This is a genomic window from Colwellia sp. BRX8-7 (assembly GCF_014077275.1).
Lineage (GTDB): Bacteria > Pseudomonadota > Gammaproteobacteria > Enterobacterales > Alteromonadaceae > Colwellia_A.
In genome coordinates this window covers 1-18,633 of sequence record NZ_JACGVP010000029.1, presented here as the reverse complement: position 1 = coordinate 18,633, position 18,633 = coordinate 1, and the positions used below count along the sequence as shown (strand labels likewise).

Annotated in this window: 16 protein-coding genes and 1 rRNA gene; 5 read left to right on the top strand and 12 right to left on the bottom strand. The window is 37.0% G+C overall.

Annotated elements, in window-relative coordinates:
* Positions 1-249 (bottom strand): hypothetical protein (locus H4J57_RS18605; protein ID WP_182243875.1); only part of this gene is annotated, 249 nt, incomplete at its 3' end.
* 152 nt (positions 250-401) lie between these two features.
* On the opposite strand from H4J57_RS18605, the gene H4J57_RS18600 reads away from it, so the two are divergent.
* Entirely contained in the window at positions 402-1,361 is a 960-nt protein-coding gene (locus H4J57_RS18600; RefSeq protein WP_182243874.1) for a tRNA-dihydrouridine synthase, read from the top strand.
* Positions 1,362-1,419: 58 nt separating this feature from the next.
* Here the strand turns inward: H4J57_RS18600 and H4J57_RS18595 are convergent, their stop codons facing one another.
* Positions 1,420-1,686: a hypothetical protein gene (locus H4J57_RS18595; protein ID WP_182243873.1), complete on the bottom strand. Its 267-nt coding sequence runs from the start codon at positions 1,684-1,686 to the stop codon at positions 1,420-1,422.
* A 73-nt stretch (positions 1,687-1,759) separates the two neighbouring features.
* Positions 1,760-2,161, bottom strand: coding sequence for a hypothetical protein (locus H4J57_RS18590; protein ID WP_182243872.1), 402 nt, complete (start codon positions 2,159-2,161; stop codon positions 1,760-1,762).
* 150 nt (positions 2,162-2,311) lie between these two features.
* Between H4J57_RS18590 and H4J57_RS18585 the strand changes: the two genes are divergently transcribed.
* Positions 2,312-2,746 carry a hypothetical protein gene (locus H4J57_RS18585; RefSeq protein WP_182218085.1) on the top strand — a complete coding sequence of 145 codons (435 nt, stop codon included), beginning with the start codon at positions 2,312-2,314 and terminating at the stop codon, positions 2,744-2,746.
* A gap of 62 nt (positions 2,747-2,808) precedes the next feature.
* On the opposite strand, the gene ggt is transcribed toward H4J57_RS18585, so the two are convergent.
* Positions 2,809-4,572, bottom strand: a complete 1,764-nt coding sequence (ggt, locus tag H4J57_RS18580; protein ID WP_182243871.1) for a gamma-glutamyltransferase — start codon at positions 4,570-4,572, stop codon at positions 2,809-2,811.
* A 23-nt stretch (positions 4,573-4,595) separates the two neighbouring features.
* The gene (locus H4J57_RS18575; protein WP_182243870.1) at positions 4,596-5,186 is read right to left on the bottom strand and encodes a tRNA-uridine aminocarboxypropyltransferase; all 591 of its coding nucleotides are present in this window, start codon (positions 5,184-5,186) and stop codon (positions 4,596-4,598) included.
* Between the two features lie 135 nt (positions 5,187-5,321).
* Between H4J57_RS18575 and rrtA the strand changes: the two genes are divergently transcribed.
* The gene (gene rrtA, locus H4J57_RS18570) at positions 5,322-5,930 is read left to right on the top strand and encodes a rhombosortase (RefSeq protein WP_182243869.1); all 609 of its coding nucleotides are present in this window, start codon (positions 5,322-5,324) and stop codon (positions 5,928-5,930) included.
* Positions 5,931-6,393: 463 nt separating this feature from the next.
* Here the strand turns inward: rrtA and H4J57_RS18565 are convergent, their stop codons facing one another.
* Complete coding sequence (locus H4J57_RS18565; protein WP_182243868.1) at positions 6,394-8,910, bottom strand: prolyl oligopeptidase family serine peptidase; 2,517 nt, start codon at positions 8,908-8,910, stop codon at positions 6,394-6,396.
* A 310-nt stretch (positions 8,911-9,220) separates the two neighbouring features.
* On the opposite strand from H4J57_RS18565, the gene H4J57_RS18560 reads away from it, so the two are divergent.
* Complete coding sequence (locus H4J57_RS18560) at positions 9,221-11,551, top strand: YgiQ family radical SAM protein (protein ID WP_182243867.1); 2,331 nt, start codon at positions 9,221-9,223, stop codon at positions 11,549-11,551.
* Between the two features lie 134 nt (positions 11,552-11,685).
* Here the strand turns inward: H4J57_RS18560 and H4J57_RS18555 are convergent, their stop codons facing one another.
* The 5 genes from H4J57_RS18555 to H4J57_RS18535 form a co-directional block, all read right to left on the bottom strand.
* A complete protein-coding gene (locus H4J57_RS18555; RefSeq protein ID WP_182243866.1) occupies positions 11,686-12,216 on the bottom strand; it encodes an ATP-binding protein in 531 nt (176 codons plus the stop codon).
* Between the two features lie 66 nt (positions 12,217-12,282).
* On the bottom strand, positions 12,283-13,122 hold the full coding sequence (locus H4J57_RS18550; RefSeq protein ID WP_182243865.1) for a hypothetical protein: 840 nt from the start codon (positions 13,120-13,122) through the stop codon (positions 12,283-12,285).
* Between the two features lie 59 nt (positions 13,123-13,181).
* Positions 13,182-13,691: a hypothetical protein gene (locus tag H4J57_RS18545; protein WP_182243864.1), complete on the bottom strand. Its 510-nt coding sequence runs from the start codon at positions 13,689-13,691 to the stop codon at positions 13,182-13,184.
* Between the two features lie 81 nt (positions 13,692-13,772).
* Positions 13,773-14,990, bottom strand: coding sequence for an ATP-binding protein (locus H4J57_RS18540; protein ID WP_182243863.1), 1,218 nt, complete (start codon positions 14,988-14,990; stop codon positions 13,773-13,775).
* A gap of 64 nt (positions 14,991-15,054) precedes the next feature.
* Positions 15,055-16,761: a bifunctional diguanylate cyclase/phosphodiesterase gene (locus H4J57_RS18535; RefSeq protein ID WP_182243862.1), complete on the bottom strand. Its 1,707-nt coding sequence runs from the start codon at positions 16,759-16,761 to the stop codon at positions 15,055-15,057.
* A 177-nt stretch (positions 16,762-16,938) separates the two neighbouring features.
* On the opposite strand from H4J57_RS18535, the gene H4J57_RS18530 reads away from it, so the two are divergent.
* Positions 16,939-18,018, top strand: coding sequence for an ATP-binding protein (locus H4J57_RS18530; protein ID WP_182243861.1), 1,080 nt, complete (start codon positions 16,939-16,941; stop codon positions 18,016-18,018).
* 495 nt (positions 18,019-18,513) lie between these two features.
* Here H4J57_RS18530 and rrf read toward each other — a convergent pair.
* A 5S ribosomal RNA gene (rrf, locus tag H4J57_RS18525) occupies positions 18,514-18,628 on the bottom strand.
* Between the last annotated feature and the right edge of the window lie 5 nt (positions 18,629-18,633).

The window sequence follows — 18,633 nt, the reverse complement described above, 5'->3', positions numbered from 1 at the left end:
GTCGGTTTTAGTTTCACCACATTTACCTTCGCCGCATTTACCTTTTTTGTCTGCTTTACCTTCGCCGCATTTAGCTTTTTCGTCAGCTTTCCCTTCACCACATTTTCCGCTAGCATCTGCCGCTGTAATCGTTACAATGCTTTTAGTTTCAAAAGGGTTAATTTCTGCTTTTACAGGAGCTGAAATGGCAAGTGTTAAGGCAAACAAACCTAATAAAGCTGTCAATGATGATTTTTTTAAAATTTTCATGATATTTTCCTTTAATATTATAATTTTGGCACTACATATGTAAGCTACTAACAAAGACCCTTCACCGAATAAATAAATTTCAATGAGGTTGAAAATATTTATTCACTCTTAGATAAATCTTATCACTCACTTTTGAGGTTACTCGCTGATCTATGAATACTCAAGTAAAGAAAGTTGTTTTAGCACCAATGGAAGGTGTTGCTGATGCCTTAATGCGCCGTCTACTCACCTCATTAAATAATTACGATTTTTGTATTACTGAGTTTCTACGTATTGTTGACCAGCTTTTACCTGAGCGATGTTTCTACAAAGTTTGCCCTGAATTAGAACAACAAGGTTACACGCAGTCAGGCACACCATTGAGAATGCAGTTACTTGGTCAAGAACCCAACTGGATGGCAGAAAATGCTGTTCGAGCAATAGCACTAGGCTCACATGGTGTTGATCTTAATTTTGGCTGTCCTGCTAAAACCGTTAATAAAAATCGTGGCGGTGCCGCATTACTAAAAACACCTGAAGATATTTACAAAATAGTGCTAGCGGTAAAAGAAGCGGTTGGCAAAGATGTGATACTGTCGGCAAAAATTCGCTTAGGCTTTGATGATGCCTCGTTGTTAGATGAGATAGTAAGCGCAATAACATCTGCCAAGGCGGATCAACTCACCATTCACGCGAGAACTAAAGCCGATGGCTATCGTCCTCCTGCTTACTGGCATTTCATTGCTGGTATTGTCAAAAGATATCCAATTGAAATTTTCGCTAACGGGGAGATTTGGAACTTAGCAGATGCCCACCGTTGCATCGAGGAAAGCCATACGGCTAACTTAATGCTTGGCCGTGGCGCACTTGCTCTGCCAAACTTGGAAGCGGTAATAAAAAACAATCAACAACCTATGCCTTGGCACCAACTATGCTCTCTACTAAAACAATACAGTGAACTTGAATTAATTGGCGATAAAAGCTTTTATTTTTCAAGTCGATTAAAACAGTGGCTACGTTACTTAAGATTACAATACCCTGAGGCAGAGCAATTATTTAGTGATATAAAAATATTAAAGAATAAAGAAGAAATCTTAACTTTATTGAATAAATCATCAACGAGTTCTTTATAAACAATATTATTTAGAAAATGCCAGAACGTTTTCGTCTGGCATTTGTATATGTAGGCTTTTACTCAATCTTTTTTATTAACCCCTGCCCTTCTCCATCTTCGTCTTGCTGCTTTTTAATCGCTCTTTTTTCAGAAACCACCATAGCAATCGCTTTCTCCACAAAAGGATCTGGAGAAAACATTTGCACAAAAACAGCAAAGGCAATCGCTATACCACGGCGTTGTTTAGCAAGCTTCATTAATATTATCGCCAATACTGATAGCACAGCAAAAACTAACCATGGCGCTAACGCCAGATATAAATCATACGTAAAGAAATTTTCCATAGAGCACTCAATCAAATTATTTAAAAGGTTTAATCAATGAAATGATTAAACGGATATTTATTAAAATAATCGATTACGCGCTGAGGTTTTCACTTTCAACTTGATAAAGCGTTTTAATGAATTGTAGATGAATAGTTACCAAAGACTTTTGAAAGGTTTGCTTTTGAATTTTATATTTTTGCCTACTTATCTGTGTATCGACAAGTATGAGGGAGTCATGATGTAAATCAAAAGCGTCATGAAACAAATCCGAATATAAGTAAGTTCCACTCATACTTAGAGCATTTAATGCCTTATATAGCTGAACTTCACGTGTTTTTTGTAATATAAGTAAGGGGGCTTCAGCACAATACTCTATGTATTCTACTTGTTGAGTATCGTTGCTAATCACAGATGACAAAGGAACTGAGATAACAGCATTAACGGATACTAAAGAGCTGATGAACAAAATAAAGTTCAAAATGATATTTTGCAATTTTTACTCCTAAGGACCCGTTGATAGTTTATATATTGGGCTTACTCTATAAAATTTCAATAATATTTGAATTTTTATAATATTTAATACTAATCAGTTAATAATTTCAGGTAGTATATAAGGATACTTTCCAGGTAATATTTACAGCTTATGAACTATTTAAAATTAATCATTATCTCATTTACTCTTCTACTTACTGCATGTGGTGACGAAGAAAGTGGAGACATTAAAACTTCAGAAAGTCCTGAAGTTGTCGCTATCGCTTTTTTTGATGCACTTTATAATGAAAAAAATGTGAAGAAAGCAGCCAAAGTTTGTAGCCCACAATTGTCTCGAATTATCTTACATTACAAGTCACCCAAAGCTGTTGGCCGCCATTTATTTAATATGTCTTACGATTCAGTGGTTGCATCGCCTGATGACAGCGGTGTAAAAGTTCGTGAGCAGTTCAAAGACGCAGCGGTAATTACTGTTTATTTTGATGGTATTTACGATAATAATCGTTTGAAAGACGTTAAGCGCTTATCTCTTATTCAAATAGATGGCGATTGGGTTATTGATAAAATATTAAAAGACCCTTTCTAAATTAGTCTATGTTTTAAAATACACTTTTGACCTATCCTAAAATAGATAGGTCAAAAAATGATTTATAAACCTAAGACAACCCCTTCTCTGCGCGGATCTGCACCGCCAATTAATCCCTGCTCTGTCACTTCAATTGCATGAAGACCACTATTCAAATCTCTAACGATAACTTTATGTCCCTTGGCTTCTAAAGCTGGCTTTAATAATTCAATATTCGTGCCTTTTTCTAAGGTGGTCACCTTATTACGATTGGTTACTTTTGGTAAATTTATTGCCGTTTGAGGGTCTAACTGCCAATCAATTACACCAACAATGGCTTGCGCAACATAGTTTATAATCCGACTGCCGCCTGGTGAACCCACAACAAGTTTTAATGAATTATCTTGGTTAAATACCATCGTAGGAGCCATGGAGCTTCTAGGTCGCTTTAGCGGCTCTAAGCGATTTGCTACCCATTGCCCATTTACTTTTGGCGCCAATGAAAAATCGGTTAATTGATTGTTTAAAATAAAGCCTTCCACCATCACCGCTGAACCAAAAGCCATTTCAACACTGGTCGTCATTGATATCGCATTTCCTTGTTTATCAACAATTGAAATATGACTGGTTGATGGTAACTCTAAAGCAAGATCGTCTGCTTGTGCTAAAGCGCCCTGCGGGAAACCAGCTTGCGCTGTTCCCATATCCTTATCAATATTAATTAATTTCGAGCGTTTTGCTAAATAGTTAGGAGATATTAGCCCCGCAACAGGTACATTAACAAAGTCGTTGTCGGCAATATATCGTTCTCGATCGGCAAAGGCTAAACGAGAACTTTGTGTAAGTAAATGCACGGCCGTTAAACTATTGGGGCTTTCTTTCGCAAAGTCGTAAGGTTGAAGTTGGGCAAGCAGTTGAATAACCGCAACACCGCCAGAACTAGGAGGTGCCATACCACAAATATTAAAGTCGCGATAACTACCACAAACAGCAGGTCGTTGTTTAGGCTGATAATGTGCCATATCTTGCAGAGTAAGCCTACCTGGCGCTATGATAGAATTTTGCACCGCATCAACAATTTTTTCCGCTATCCAACCATGATAAAAAGGTTTAAGTCCATCTTTAGCAATACTTCTATAAACAGCAGCAAGCTTTTTGTTTTTTAAACGATCACCGGCTTTTATGGCAATATTATTAGGGAAGAAATAATTCTTTATTTCAGGAAGTTGGCTAATGCCTGGATTAAACTGCATTGAGACTAGTTTTTCGAGCCGTGGAGAAACAATAAAACCTTGCTCGGCAAGCTCAATGGCTTCGACAAACAATTCTGACCAAGCAAGCACCCCATATTGTTGATGCGCTTGTTTTAGTGCTGACAACACACCAGGAACACCAACAGAACGACCACCAACAACGGCTTTAATCCAAGAAATGGCTTTACCTTTATCATCTAAAAACAGCTCAGCCGTTGCCAATTTTGGCGCAGTTTCGCGACCATCAAAAGTCGTTAAGAATTGTTCCTTTTTATCCCAATGCAAAATAAAAGCACCACCACCGATCCCTGAAGATTGCGGTTCAACTAAGGTCAATACCAGTTGCACAGCAATCACCGCATCGATGGCACTGCCTCCTTTTTTTAGGATGTTGAAACCAACTTGGCTAGCATAAGGATTAGCTGCCGCGATCATAAAGTCTTTGCTGGTAACTGCTTGTTTATGGATAACACCCGTAGCAGCTTCGGGTTCACGGTCTTCTTGCTGTTTTATTATTTCGGCTTGACTAGTGAAGGTAAGTACCAGTGATAGCGTTACCATACTTAAACGCTGAAATAGTGGGATTCGAGACATAGTTTTCCTTAAAAACACATAAACTAGTTTGGGTTAAACGATAACTGAAAATGATTAAATTCTACAAAGCTTGCCAATACTGCTTGATACTTATTTTCTCCATCGCGTTGGTGTTCTAAAACACTAAGCGCATAGCAACAAGCCTCTAGTGATGACAGAGCGTGCTTTTTAGTTGTTTTTCGAATTCGATATTGTCCAACAATATCATTCTCCAAGGTAAAATGCGGCAGTTGTTGCAGCCAAGTGTTGCTCATAAACATTTTATACGCTTTTTTCCAAGTGCCGTCTAAGATAAACAAACACTTAGGTGTTGTTATATTACTATTATTGACACTTAAAACAACGGCATCATTAGCCGGATATAAAACAGCACATTGTTGATGATAATGCTCTAATAGTCTTTGTACTTCAATATTGTCAGTAAAATTTTCACCCACAATAACTTGGCTATTTTTTAATGACTGATGTAATAAGGTTACACTGCCTTTACTTTGTTTAACTTCTAATGGATGTTGTAAAATCACGATATGAATATCATTATCAACCGATGTGACTAAATGACATAGACAAGATTTTTCAGGACGTTCGCATTGTAAGCAGTATGCTCGGGACATTAATTTGGGCTTAACAGATAATTATTAACGATGAGTCTACGCTGTTCACCATTAAACGTTAAGAATATTTTCAATATAAAAAACATCTAAAATGCAGTAAAATATATTTTACTCTTTGTTTATAAGCCTATTTTAATGCGATTGTCACTTTCTGCTTTTCCAATTTCTGTTCAACAAGTAACGGTTCCCGCCATAGTTCTGATTATTTCACTGGTTGCTTTTATATTTGATAGTAGTTTAAGTGGTTTTTTTGTTTATCAACGCAGTTTAGTCACACAAGGCGAAGTTTGGCGGGTATTTACCGGGCATTTTTTTCACACCAATGGTGCCCATTTCCTGTTGAATAGTGCAGCGGTTATTATGTTGTGGGCTTTACATGGTCACTTCTACACCATTAAAAGTTATCTGATTGTATTTATGATAAGTGCTGTTATTTGTGCTGCTGGCATCCATTGGTTTTCGCCAAACATTGAACAATACGTGGGTTTATCCGGTATTTTACATGGCTTGTTTATTTGGGGCGCTATTGAGGATATAAAAGCAAAAGAGCGCACCGGTTACTTATTACTTATTGGAGTAATTTTAAAGATAGCTCACGAACAATATTATGGCGCAAGTGAAGACGTCGCTGACTTGATTGGCGCTAACGTAGCAATAAATGCTCATTTATGGGGGGCATTAGGTGGTGTGCTTGCCATATTATTTTTAATGGCTATCAAATCATTTTCACTAAAAAAACATTAAGGTAAAGCCTGATTTTTCTTAAAAAATCGTCGATAACACCTGCTTTTTTCAACGCGATTATTGTCTTATTATATTGTTTTATCGATATATTAGAATTAGCTTAAAGTGCGCTAAGGATATTATGCTCACTTATCACTGAGCTTGAAATTTTATATTGCTCAGACTGCTCAATTTTTCAGTAATAGCATCATGAATATCTTTTATGATACTTGACTCTAATCTTCCCTTTTCGATAATGGCATAAGGGAAATAGTTATGCTCCCCAAACTGACTTTACATACCGCTTTAGCCTGAGCATTTACAATAAAATCGAGATAAAATAACATCACAAATATTAGTTTCATCTTCCTGTAACCATTTTATTTCAATGAGTAGAGTGTCGTTCTTTTCTTCGTCAAAAAAAAGGTTACCGCTCTTAATTCATAAGAAAGGTAACCCTTTAGTCTTGCAAGCTTTACATAAGTTACAAGGTATTTTCAAATAACTTATAGATACGTCTATATTCATTTAACCAAGAACTTGGTTGGACAAAACCATGAGGTTCGACTGGATAAATAGCCGTTTCGAAGTTTTGCTTTTCTAACTCAATCAAACGTTGCACTAAACGTACGGTATCTTGAAAAAAGACATTATCGTCGACCATTGGCGCATTAATTAATAAGGGTTTTTCTAATCCCTCAGCAAAATAAATAGGTGAACTTCTCTCATAAGCAATAGCGTCATCGCCAGGGGTGTTCAAAATATTTGAGGTATAACCATGATTATAATAGGCCCAGTCAGAGACTAAGCGCAGTGCCGAACCTGACTGAAATAAATCAGGCTGAGTGAACATAGACATTAAGGTTAGAAAGCCGCCATATGAACCGCCATAAGTACCAATACGTTGACGATCAACATTAGCATTATCAACTAACCAGTTTACGCCATCACGCATATCTTGTACTTCAGGTTTGCCCATGTGGCGATAGATAGCTGTTCGCCAATCGCGTCCGTATCCTGCAGAAGCACGATAATCCATATCAATAACGACATAACCTTGTTGCACTAACATACTATGGAACATGTATTCTCTAAAATACCCAGACCAACCTAAATGTGAGTTTTGTAGATAGCCAGCGCCATGACTAAACATTACCGCACGATTTTTATCAGCCGTTTTATCATAGTCTTTTGGTAAATAAACACGAGAATAAACAGGTTCATCTTGATATGAAGAAGGCACAGCAACCACACTTGGCGCAGTCCAAGGCATACTTAAGAATTTTTCAGAGACCGTATGAGTTAAGCGTATCGCCGTAGCATCATCTTTAAGTGCTTTTACATAAAGCTCTGGAGGCATGGCTACTGTTGAATGTTCAATTAATAAGGTTGAATCATCAGGGCTTAATGCATAGTCATTCATACCGCCTAAATCAGTTAAAGCACTAAACTGACCAGATTTTATATCTACTTGATAGATTTCGTAAATACCAGGGTGTTTTTTATTTGCTTTAAAGACGAAACGTGACTTATCTTGCGTTAGGCTCACATCACTGATTTCAAATTGACCACGGGTGAGTTGTTTGGCTTTACCTGCTAAGTTTTTACTGTAAAGATGAGAATAGCCAGTTTCTTCTGAGAGGTAGTACAAGGTATTGTCACCTTTTAACCAACCAAACTCATTAAAGCTCCAGTTGATCCAAGCATCATCATGTAAGCGATGTTGGCTCTCTAGCTTATTCTCCATTAAATTAACGGTTGTTAACCAACGGTCTTTGTTGTCCCATGCTTCTAGTAATACTGCAACTTGTTTGCCATTTTCGTGCCATTGAATAGGGGAATTAGCTTGCATAACATGAATATTACGGGGTGATTTTTGCGACTGATAAACCTTACCTTCACGTTGATAGTTCTCAGTTTTTACACTGGCAAGTACATCTTCATCAGCACCGGGTAAAACGTCGTAAGAAAGCGGAAATTTTTGACCTGACTTTAAATCAAGTAAAAAAAGCTCATCATTATATTGACGATTATCAGCAACACGCTGACGGACCTTTTCCACTTTTATATGACCATCATCGGCAATATAGTTAGGCATAATATCACTATCAGCTTGGCTTGATTCACCGCTACTAATACTGACAATAAGCTTATCACCGTTGGGCGATAGACTCGCGTGATTGATACGTTTATTATCCCCTAAATAGAAGTCACTCTTAGTCAGTGTAGCGTTTTGCGCTTTGAGTTTTTCTTGTTGATTCTTTCGCAGTTCGCTATTTCTTTTTTGCAAGGCAACATAAGCGATTAAGTCATGTTGTTCACTGGCAATATAGCTCTGACTCTCCTCACTGTCTTTAGGATCTTTTTTTAATTGTAAATTAGCTAATTCAATAATTTTATTACTGGATAAGTCATGTTCAAAAAATTTATTGCCAACTCGGTAAGCGACATTACCATTATTTAAAAACATCGTTGAATATTCATAAGCTGACGTATAAGTCAGTTGTTGAACATCTAAACTCGCTAGCTCTTTAACAAAAACATTGCCTTCAAAAGTGTAAACTTCATGCGTATTGGCTTTATTTCGTTGTGCATTTCTATCACTGACCACATGCATTTGCGCTAATTTAACTTTTTCTGCTTCCTTGTCCAACGTCGCTTGGCGGTATAAATCACTTAGTGGACTACCCGCACGTTTTTGTTTGTAGAAAATAGTCTGATTATCATCACCCCAATACCAACTTTGTGGTGAACGCCCCATCCAATCTGGGTCAGACATAATTTGTTCTAAGGTGATTAATAAGTCGTTATTTGTTAACAAAGACTCTTTTGGGGCAACGGCTTTAGCAATAGCGATTGTCTTTACTTCTTTAGCGGCCGCCACAGATTTATTATTGCTGTAGTTATCATCTAAAATTTTTTCAGCCGATTGATCAGCCGTTGTTGTTACACAGGCAACTAAAGATAAACTTATAGCGGCGGTTAATATTTTTATTTTCATAGGTAAGAGACTTATTTTAATCGTGAATTTTGAGAATGGACATCAGATAGTTAGTTATACTCAACCCGATAAATTTATACAATCAAATAGTAAATTTAACTGGCGGCAAAGTGTAATCTTATGCGACCAACCGCAATAAAGTTGCGTCATAATGTATGGAGGCTTTTTAAATCATGCCCATGCATCAATAAAGGATACAATTAAAATGATAATTTGCTATAATCGCGCGCCTTGTTCTATACAACAAATTATTGTTTTTTGTATTGACCAGCGACAATAAAATCTTACTTACACAATCCTAGGCCAAATTATGCTCACACAAGTAAAAACCTCATTGTTCGAATACCCAAAATACTGGGCTGAATGCTATGGAACAGCGCCGTTTTTACCTATGTCTCGAAGTGAGATGGACACCCTAGGTTGGGATTCTTGTGATATCATTTTAGTAACTGGCGATGCTTATGTTGACCATCCAAGTTTTGGAATGGCAATTATTGGCAGAATGTTAGAGTCGCAAGGGTTTCGTGTCGGAATTATCGCCCAACCTGCATGGCATACCAAAGATGCCTTTATGGAGCTAGGTCAGCCTAATCTATTTTTTGGCGTTACAGCCGGAAATATGGACTCAATGATCAATCGTTATACCGCTGAACGTCGAATGCGTCATGACGATGCCTACACGCCAAACGATGAAGGCGGAAAACGTCCAGACAGAGCAGTAGCTGCATATACTCAGCGCTGTAAAGAAGCTTATAAAGGTGTGCCGGTAATTATTGGCGGCATCGAAGCAAGCTTACGTCGCATTGCCCACTACGATTACTGGACAGATAAAGTACGTCAATCGGTATTATTTGATTCAAAAGCAGATATTCTCGTCTACGGTAATGCCGAACGCCCCTTAATTGAAATTGCCCACCGTATTGCAAATGGTGAGGAAGTTAAAAATATCACCGATGTTCGCGGTAGTGCTTTTCTTGCTAACCAAGTATTACCCAACTGGAAAGGTATCGACTCTCGTTCGATAGATAAACCCGGTAAAATAGACCCAATAATCAGTCCTTATCAAGAAATCACCTCTACTGATTGTTCTGAGAACAGTGCAGAAGCAGATGCTGCGGCTAAAAACACCGACACTGATATAACCAAAACAGCACAAGTGATTGAACTGACACCGCATCGGGCAGAGCAACATAAAAATAAATCTTGGGCCGATAAAAAGAAGCCTTGGGAAACAACTTATATTAACTTACCTACTTTCGAACAAGTACGTGATAATAAAGTATTGTATGCCCATGCTTCGCGTATTTTTCACCAGGAAGTTAACCCGACTTCTGCTAAACCTTTAGTACAGCGCCATGGCAGCAGACTTATTTGGTTAAATCCACCCGCAACTCCCTTAACAGAAAGTGAAATGGATGGCGTATTTGGCTTACCTTATGCGCGAGTACCGCACCCAAGTTACGGTGATGCAAAAATCCCTGCCTATGACATGATAAAAACTTCGGTTAACATAATGCGTGGTTGTTTTGGTGGTTGTACTTTTTGTTCGATAACAGAGCATGAAGGCAGAATTATTCAGAGTCGTTCACAAGAATCGATACTCAATGAAATAAAAGATATTCAACTAAAAGTACCAGGATTTACCGGTGTAATATCTGACTTAGGTGGTCCTACCGCCAACATGTATCAGCTAAATTGTAAAAGTGAAAAAGCTGAGGCAACCTGTCGTAAACCCTCTTGTGTATGGCCAACAATATGTGGTCATTTAGATACAGATCATACGCCTACTATTGAGCTATATCGTGCTGCAAGAAAAATACCTGGCATCAAAAAAGTATTAATCGCATCAGGCGTTAGGTACGATTTAGCGATTCAAGATCCAGAATATGTCAAAGAACTAGCGACGCATCATGTTGGAGGTTACTTAAAAATAGCCCCTGAGCATACTGAGGAAGGTCCTTTAAATAGCATGATGAAGCCAGGTATGGGCAGCTATGATAAATTTAAAGAAATGTTTGATCATTACTCTAAGTTAGCCGGTAAAAAACAATATTTAATTCCATACTTTATTTCTGCACATCCAGGCACAACAGATCGTGATATGGTTAACTTAGCACTTTGGTTAAAAAGTAATGATTTTAAATTAGACCAGGTTCAAAACTTTTATCCATCACCTTTAGCCAATGCCACTACTTTATACCACACTGAAATAGATTCACTGCGAAACGTAAATAAAAACAGCAAGAGTGTTGCCGTACCTAAAGGCACTATTCAGCGTCGCTTACATAAAGCTATATTACGTTATCATGATCCAGCTAACTGGCCGATGCTTCGCCAAGCTTTTACTAAAATGGGCTTAGGAAAGACGCTAATTGGTTCTAAACCGGGCTGTCTTGTACCTAACGAAACCCGTGGTGAGAAAGAGCAGCAACACTATAAGAATAACGGTAAAGGAAAAAATAACGCTAAAGGAAATAAAACCACTTTTGGCAAAAAGCCAGCAACGACTAAGACGGCTTATGGCAAGAAGCCGTCAACAAGCTCTGCTGCTGAGAAAAGTAAGCAAGGCTTAACACGTTTCTCTGAAAACCAGTTTGATGATAGAAAGCCAAAGCAACCATTTGGTAAAAAGAAAAAGTAATATTATCTGCCCAAAAATAAAGCCGCGTTTACTTGATAAGTAAACGCGGCTTTTTAGTAAAAAAATAAATGATATTAGATAAATAATAACCCACTAAAATTAGTGTGAGCAATATCTTGAATCCGTTATCAGTGTTAATTCACTGTTTTATTATTACCTTTGACATCGTTAGGAAATTCAAGAGAAAAGCAACATCCTTCGCCCAGTGCCGAAGTAAGTAGCACCTTGCCGTTATGCTTATCCATTATTGTTTTAACAATCGTTAAGCCAACGCCAGTACCTTTGGTTGCGGAAAGCTTTTCAAAGATACCAAAAATTAACTTATGGTATCTTGAGTCGATACCTATACCGTTGTCCCTTACATGAATTGTTGTCGATAATTTTGTTTGGCTGGTAAATATGTCAATAAGCAAAGGAATCGCTGGATCTCGATAGCGTATAGCATTGCTGAGTAAATTCAGTATCCCCTCAGACACCAAGCGTTGATTGGCATTTACGGTATGTAAATTTTCAGCTAGGTTAATAGTAGCATTGGCTTTGAGAAGTCCCTCTTCTAATACGGCACTTTGTTGTTCGACGACTTGCTTAACATTAATCGCAGAGGTTTCTATAGCTTGTTGAACAATACGCGATAAATCGAGTAAATCGGTTAATACCCTCTCCATGTTATCAACCTTTTCGATGATGCGACTCAGACGATATGCTTGCTTTTCGGTCAACTTATCAACAAGTTATAATTGTAATTTATGACTAAAAGCGGAAATAGTGACTAATGGCGATTTAAGATCGTGTGAAACGGTATAGATAAACTGTTCCATTTCTTTGTTCTTATTAACTAATTGCTTGTTGAGTTTAATCGCTTGGCGTCTTTCTTTTTCAACATCTTCCATCATACTCAATAAGATCGCTTGTGAACGAGCCATCTCAACTTTATGCCCTTCCATCTTGATGTTTAACATCGTACTTTGCGCGAGTGCATTTTGCTGATCTTTAAAGAAAAAACGGATAATGGCGACTAAGGTCAATAACAAAGCAACTAGCACAATAAAGCCAGACTTAAGGCTGTTATGAAGTAAGCTAGACATCCTATCTTCAAGTAAAATCGCAATTTTATCTGCGACAATTTTTATTTCAATATGAGAAGGCTCATCGTTGTAACGTAAATAATTATCAACTTCACTTATACTCATATTTTTCTCAGTCAAGGCTGGTAATAGGGATAACCTTTCCTTATAAGCCAACAGCATGTCTCTTACCGCTAACATGTTAAGTTGCCCAAGAATTAACGCACCTTGTACTTCTAGTTTATCTAATTGGATGTTTGCCTTACGGTAGTTTTCAAAAGCATCCGCCCGATAGTGCGGTTCACTGTGCCGTAAGATCGCATTTTTAAAATTATGTATTAAACCAACATAACCAATCTGACTTTGCAGTTCGATAATAGCTGAATACACCGAAACGCGTTGCTCACGCATGTCTTTTTGTTTTGATTCGTAATCAAGAGCAATAAGCACTTCTAGTGTGATAAAGAATAATAGTAGTGCAGTTAATACCGAATTCTTAGAATTCATCGATATTCCACATAAAAGCGAATGTACAATAAGAATTTAATATAGACAAGGTGGCGAAGTTAAACATCGTAGGCATGCTCTCGCTTAAGTTCGATCATTAAGGCATTAACTTCTTTTTTTAATTCGATGACACGTTCTTCTCGGTCAAGTGTTGCAGAATAAACTGAACTCATTTGGGCATTTTTATGTTTTAACGCCTCAACGTCCTTTAGTGCCTCATGATATTTAATTTCGACACCCGGTAATTGAATAAGATCGGGTAATCTTGGTGCTAAAACAATGGCAGTCAAAATAGAAGTAAAAGCGGTTAAGGCTTTTATCCAGCCTTGGTACTCATAAGCGGGGTACCAAGTGACATAAATAGCGACAAAATGGGTGGTACCACAAAAGAAAATAAACGCCATAAATAAGGCAAATATATCTTTATATGGCACACTTTCTTTTCTCTTGTAGAGTAATATACCCAAAATAATAGTGATCAGATAATAGGCTACACCTATAGTGATATCAGAAATAACATGGGTCCATAAGATATCAGGTCGCCAAAGGTAGCAATGTCCGTGCGGCATAAAATTGGGGTTGGCAAATTGCTGTAATCATTCGTTCATGGGTATTCCTAATATGGATTATTTAGTGGATTATATTTATATTTATATTTTTGGAAAATGCAATTCAAAGCAACATCCTTGATCTAATCCAGAGACTAGCGTCACTAAACCGCTGTGTTTTTCCATTACGGCCTTAACAATAGTCAAGCCAATTCCAGTCCCCTCACTTTCAACAATCTGCTCAAAAACATCAAAAACACGTGCGTGATCTTTTTGTTCTATACCCAAGCCATTGTCGCAGACAAATAAAGAAATCGCTGTATCTGATAATTCAGTATGAATTTTTACTTGTAGATTCCGCTCAACACTCCGATATTGCACGGCATTTTTTAATAAGTTATCGATACATTGTGAAAAAAGTGGCTGATGAGTCAAAATGGAGTGTAAGGGTTTAGTTAAAATAAGCTCAGCGTTCAGTATTTTGTTTTTGGTCAACAATCTCTGCCAACTTTTTTCAATAAGGCTAGTTACATCATGAGGTTCTTTAATGACGTCCCCTTTCATGACTTTAGAAAACTCAAGTAAATTAGTGAGCAGATCCCTCATATGCTGAACATTTTTAAGTATTCTACTAAAACGATGCTGCTGTTTTTCGGTAGTTTTAGCCAATAATTCTTTCGCTAACGTGGACGTAAAGCCATTAATAGTGACCAAAGGTGATTTCAAGTCATGCGATACCACAAAAACAAACTGTTCAAGTTCCTTATTCTTTGCCACTAAGTTACTCGTTAATGATAATGACTTCGAAACAAGGCTATCTTTGATACGGGCAACTTTCTTGAGCTCTAAATGGGCTACAACTTGCTGAGCAATAATGGTTAACTGTTTTTTTTGAATATCTGTCAATAGTGACGGTTTGTTATCGATGACACATAAAGTCCCCAGCCTTAGACCTTCAGGTGTTATCAATGGAGCACCTGCATAAAAAACAACTTGAGTGGGTCCGGTTACTAAAGGGTTATCATGAAAACGTTTATCTTTACGACTGTCTTGTATTTCAAAGATGTCATCCTGATGAATAGCATGCGCACAAAAGGCAATATCGCGCGGAGTCTCTCCTACTTCAAGCCCGTAATGAGACTTAAACCATTGTCGCTTCTCGTCGATAAAAGAAATTAGCACAATAGGAGTACCACAGACACTGGAGACAAGCTCGGTGAGCTGATCATAAGCTAGCTCAGATGGCGTATCTAAGATATTGTACTCATCTAATGCTGCCAAACGTGCCAGTTCATTGTCGGGTATTAAAGCTGATATCATCGATTTCTCGCTCCACTTATATCAAGTTATACGTAAGAGTTAAGTGATATATAAAACCATTAAGTTATGCAATCTGTGCAAGCAACTTTTCTTCTACCATATGTGCTGGCATAGGCTTACCCAATAAATAACCTTGTATCTTATCTATTTTAAGTTCACGACAAACTAATAATTGACTCTCTGTTTCTATACCTTCAGCAACAACAATGAAATCAAGAAGCTTAAGCATAATAGTCACGGCTTCAAGCAAGCTTTTTTTCTTGTTAACGTATGGCTCCTTTTTTTGTAGCGACTTGTCGAGTTTAACGATATCAATAGGGAAGTTATTTAAATGAGCAATAGAAAAAAAACCCATACCAAAATCATCTAATGCTATTTGGAAACCATGAGATGACAATGAATGAAGTGTTTCTCGCGTTACTTCATCGTCTTCTAAAAGTGCTGTTTCAGTGATTTCTAAGATGATGGTACTAGGTAAAACTCTTTGCCGTGTTGTTTCGTATATTATTTTTGAAGTTAATTGAGGGTCTTGCAATTGTAAGGCTGAGATATTGATGGACATGAAGAAATCATCAGTAAATTGTCTTTGCCATGATGCTAAGTCATCTAAAGCAGTCGTAAGTACCCATTGACCGAGATCATGAATCAATCGTGTTTCTTCAGCAACAGGAATAAATTCACCAGGTGTATATGACTTCGGTGAATCAGGCCATCTAATAAGGGCTTCAACACCAATGATTTGAGCGTTATGTGCACAAAACACAGGTTGATAAAATAGTCTAAACAATGATTTACGTAGGTTTTCACTTATTTCACTTTGAATCAAAAAACGGCGATTAAATTCATTTTGATAATGCGATTCATAGAATCTTAAAGCGTTTTTACCATTCTGTTTTGCTCTGTACATCGCGATATCAGCGCACTTGACCAATTCTACTTGGCTATCCGCATCGTTAGGGTATAAGGCAGCCCCCATGCTAATAGTACATTTAATACGATGATCATCGATTAAAAATGGCTTTTGAAATGAACTTAAAATACGATTGGCAATCATATTAACTTCTTCGACAGATTGAACATTGGCTAAAGTAATAGCAAATTCGTCACCACCTAGTCGAGCGAAACCATCATTGATCCTTAAGCATTCTCTAACTCTTACAACCAAATCAACCAGTAATTGATCTCCTGCATGATGACCTAGTGAGTCATTAACATGTTTAAATTCGTCTAAATCCAAGGCTAGCATACCGACAGATAGCTTTGTTCGGTCACTATTAGCAATCATAAACTTGAGGGTTTCATTAAAGTAATAGCGATTATGTAGACCCGTAAGTTGATCTGTTTCAGCCATATTCTTTAAAGCTAAGTAGCTTCCATGCAATCGCTGTTCAATTTCAAAGCGTTTTTTAGAGTGTATAATCGCTTGATGGAGTTTGACATGTGATATGTCAATTTTAGAGATAAAGTCTTGTGCTCCAGCTTCAATACAGTTCAACGCAATTGAACTGTCTTGTGCGGCACTGATAACAATAATAGCGGTATTACCAAGATTTAAGCGAGAGCGGATGTCGATAATCATTTCAATACCATTAACTTCAGGCATATGATAATCAAGTAAAATAACGTCAAAGGTTTCAGCTTCAATTAGGGCAAGACCTTTGATTACAGAGTCAGCCTCTTCAACTTCATAACTATTTTGTAAAGATGTACTCAACGCTCTTTTTACCAGAGCACTATCAATTTCATCATCATCAACAATCAAAATTCTCATTTAGTACCATCCTAGCATGAACATCTACTTTAAAAATACAAACACAAAGACATCCATAACCTTTTGTGAAAATCTACAATACAATTGGTACATATTTACATTAGCAACCTAAGTTGATAATGTCTAATTTTCATGGATGTATTCACATTTCATTAATGACATAGGAAAACATATATCATGAAGGTAATGGTAATAGAGGGTAACCCTGATCATTTTGAGATTATTGAAGATGCTTTAGCGTCTATTACGGAAATACATGCTCATGTTGTAAGGTCAGAAAATTTATCTACAGGTGCTGCAAGACTTTCCTCTGAACACTTTGATATATGCCTGTGTGACTTACAATTACCTGATTCAACTATAAGCGAAACTGTACTGTGGTTAAGTTTACAAACTAACCCCTTGCCAATGGTGGTATTGACTTCTGTAAACAGTATTAAAATTGCACAAACTTTGCTGAACAAAGGCGTTCAAGACTATTTATCTAAAGATGAGTTGACACCACAATTACTATATAAAACATGTTGTTATGCTATTGAGAGATTTAGGCACCAACAAGAATTTGCTGGATATAATCAAGACATGCAAGCATTTTGTGCTAGCTTATCTCATGATTTTAACGGTCATATTAGTCGTATTATGGGGGTATCTAAGGCATTAAAAGCCGACTTAACCTCAAGGATAGACTGTACACCTGATGAATTAAAATGGTTTAACTACCTTGAGAAAAGTACAAAAGATGTACATAGCATAGTATCAGACTTACAAAGTTACTTATCTGTAGGCTATGCAAATCAAGTATTCGAAACTGTTAACTTAAAGCTTGTTATTACTAAAGCAGTTATATCACTTAAAGATACAATACAAACTGACTTTAAAGTGAATATACCAGATGAGCTGGCTGATATCTCAGGTAACATTGCTTTGTTACAACTCTTGTTCCAAAATCTAATTGCTAACAGCATAAAATTTAATAATAGCTTACCAATTATCGACATAGCCATGGACGATACTGGTAATTATATTGAAATATTATTGCAAGACAATGGTATCGGTTTCAATCCAATACATGTTAATAAAATATTCTCGCCGTTTCATCGACTAGTTAATGGTAAAAAATTTTCAGGCTCAGGCTTAGGCTTAAGTATTGTTAAGCGCATTATTGAACATCATAGTGGCAGTATAGAAGCTAAATCTGAATTAGGCGTAGGAAGTCTATTTATCTTGAAATTTAAAAAAGTCAAAATAATAGCGTAGAAAACTGTTTAAATTGTTTATTATCACCAAACAGATAGAGATAAAATTAGGTATGATCTTAAAGCAATTTAAACCTTAATGGTTGAAGACAATATTGATCATGCTGAACTCATGATAGATGCTTTCAGTGATTTTAATATTAATAATTCAATCGCGTATTTAGTAAATTAACAACAAACGGTTACTTACTTGAGAAATGAAATACCCTAGGAAAATAGTAGTGAATTTACATATCCAGATATTATCTTTCTCAATATTAAAATGCCAAGAAAAGGCGATATAGAAACGTTAAAAATAATTAAAGCCGATCTCGTTCTGTGTAGTATTTTAGTGGTGATGATAAGTACGTCAAGTACAGCACTTAAGATAGAGGAATAATATGTTTTAGTTATACAACTATTGGTACTACGATTTTATTAGTTATAATTACTAAGTTTTCAAACGCCAGAAAGCAAAAAACCCGACTCTTTCGAATCGGGTTTTTCTTAATTAGAAGCCTAGCAATGTCCTACTCTCACATGGGAACTCCCACACTACCATCGGCGCTACTGCGTTTCACTTCTGAGTTCGGAATGGGATCAGGTGGTGCCACAGTGCTATTGTCGCTAGACAAAA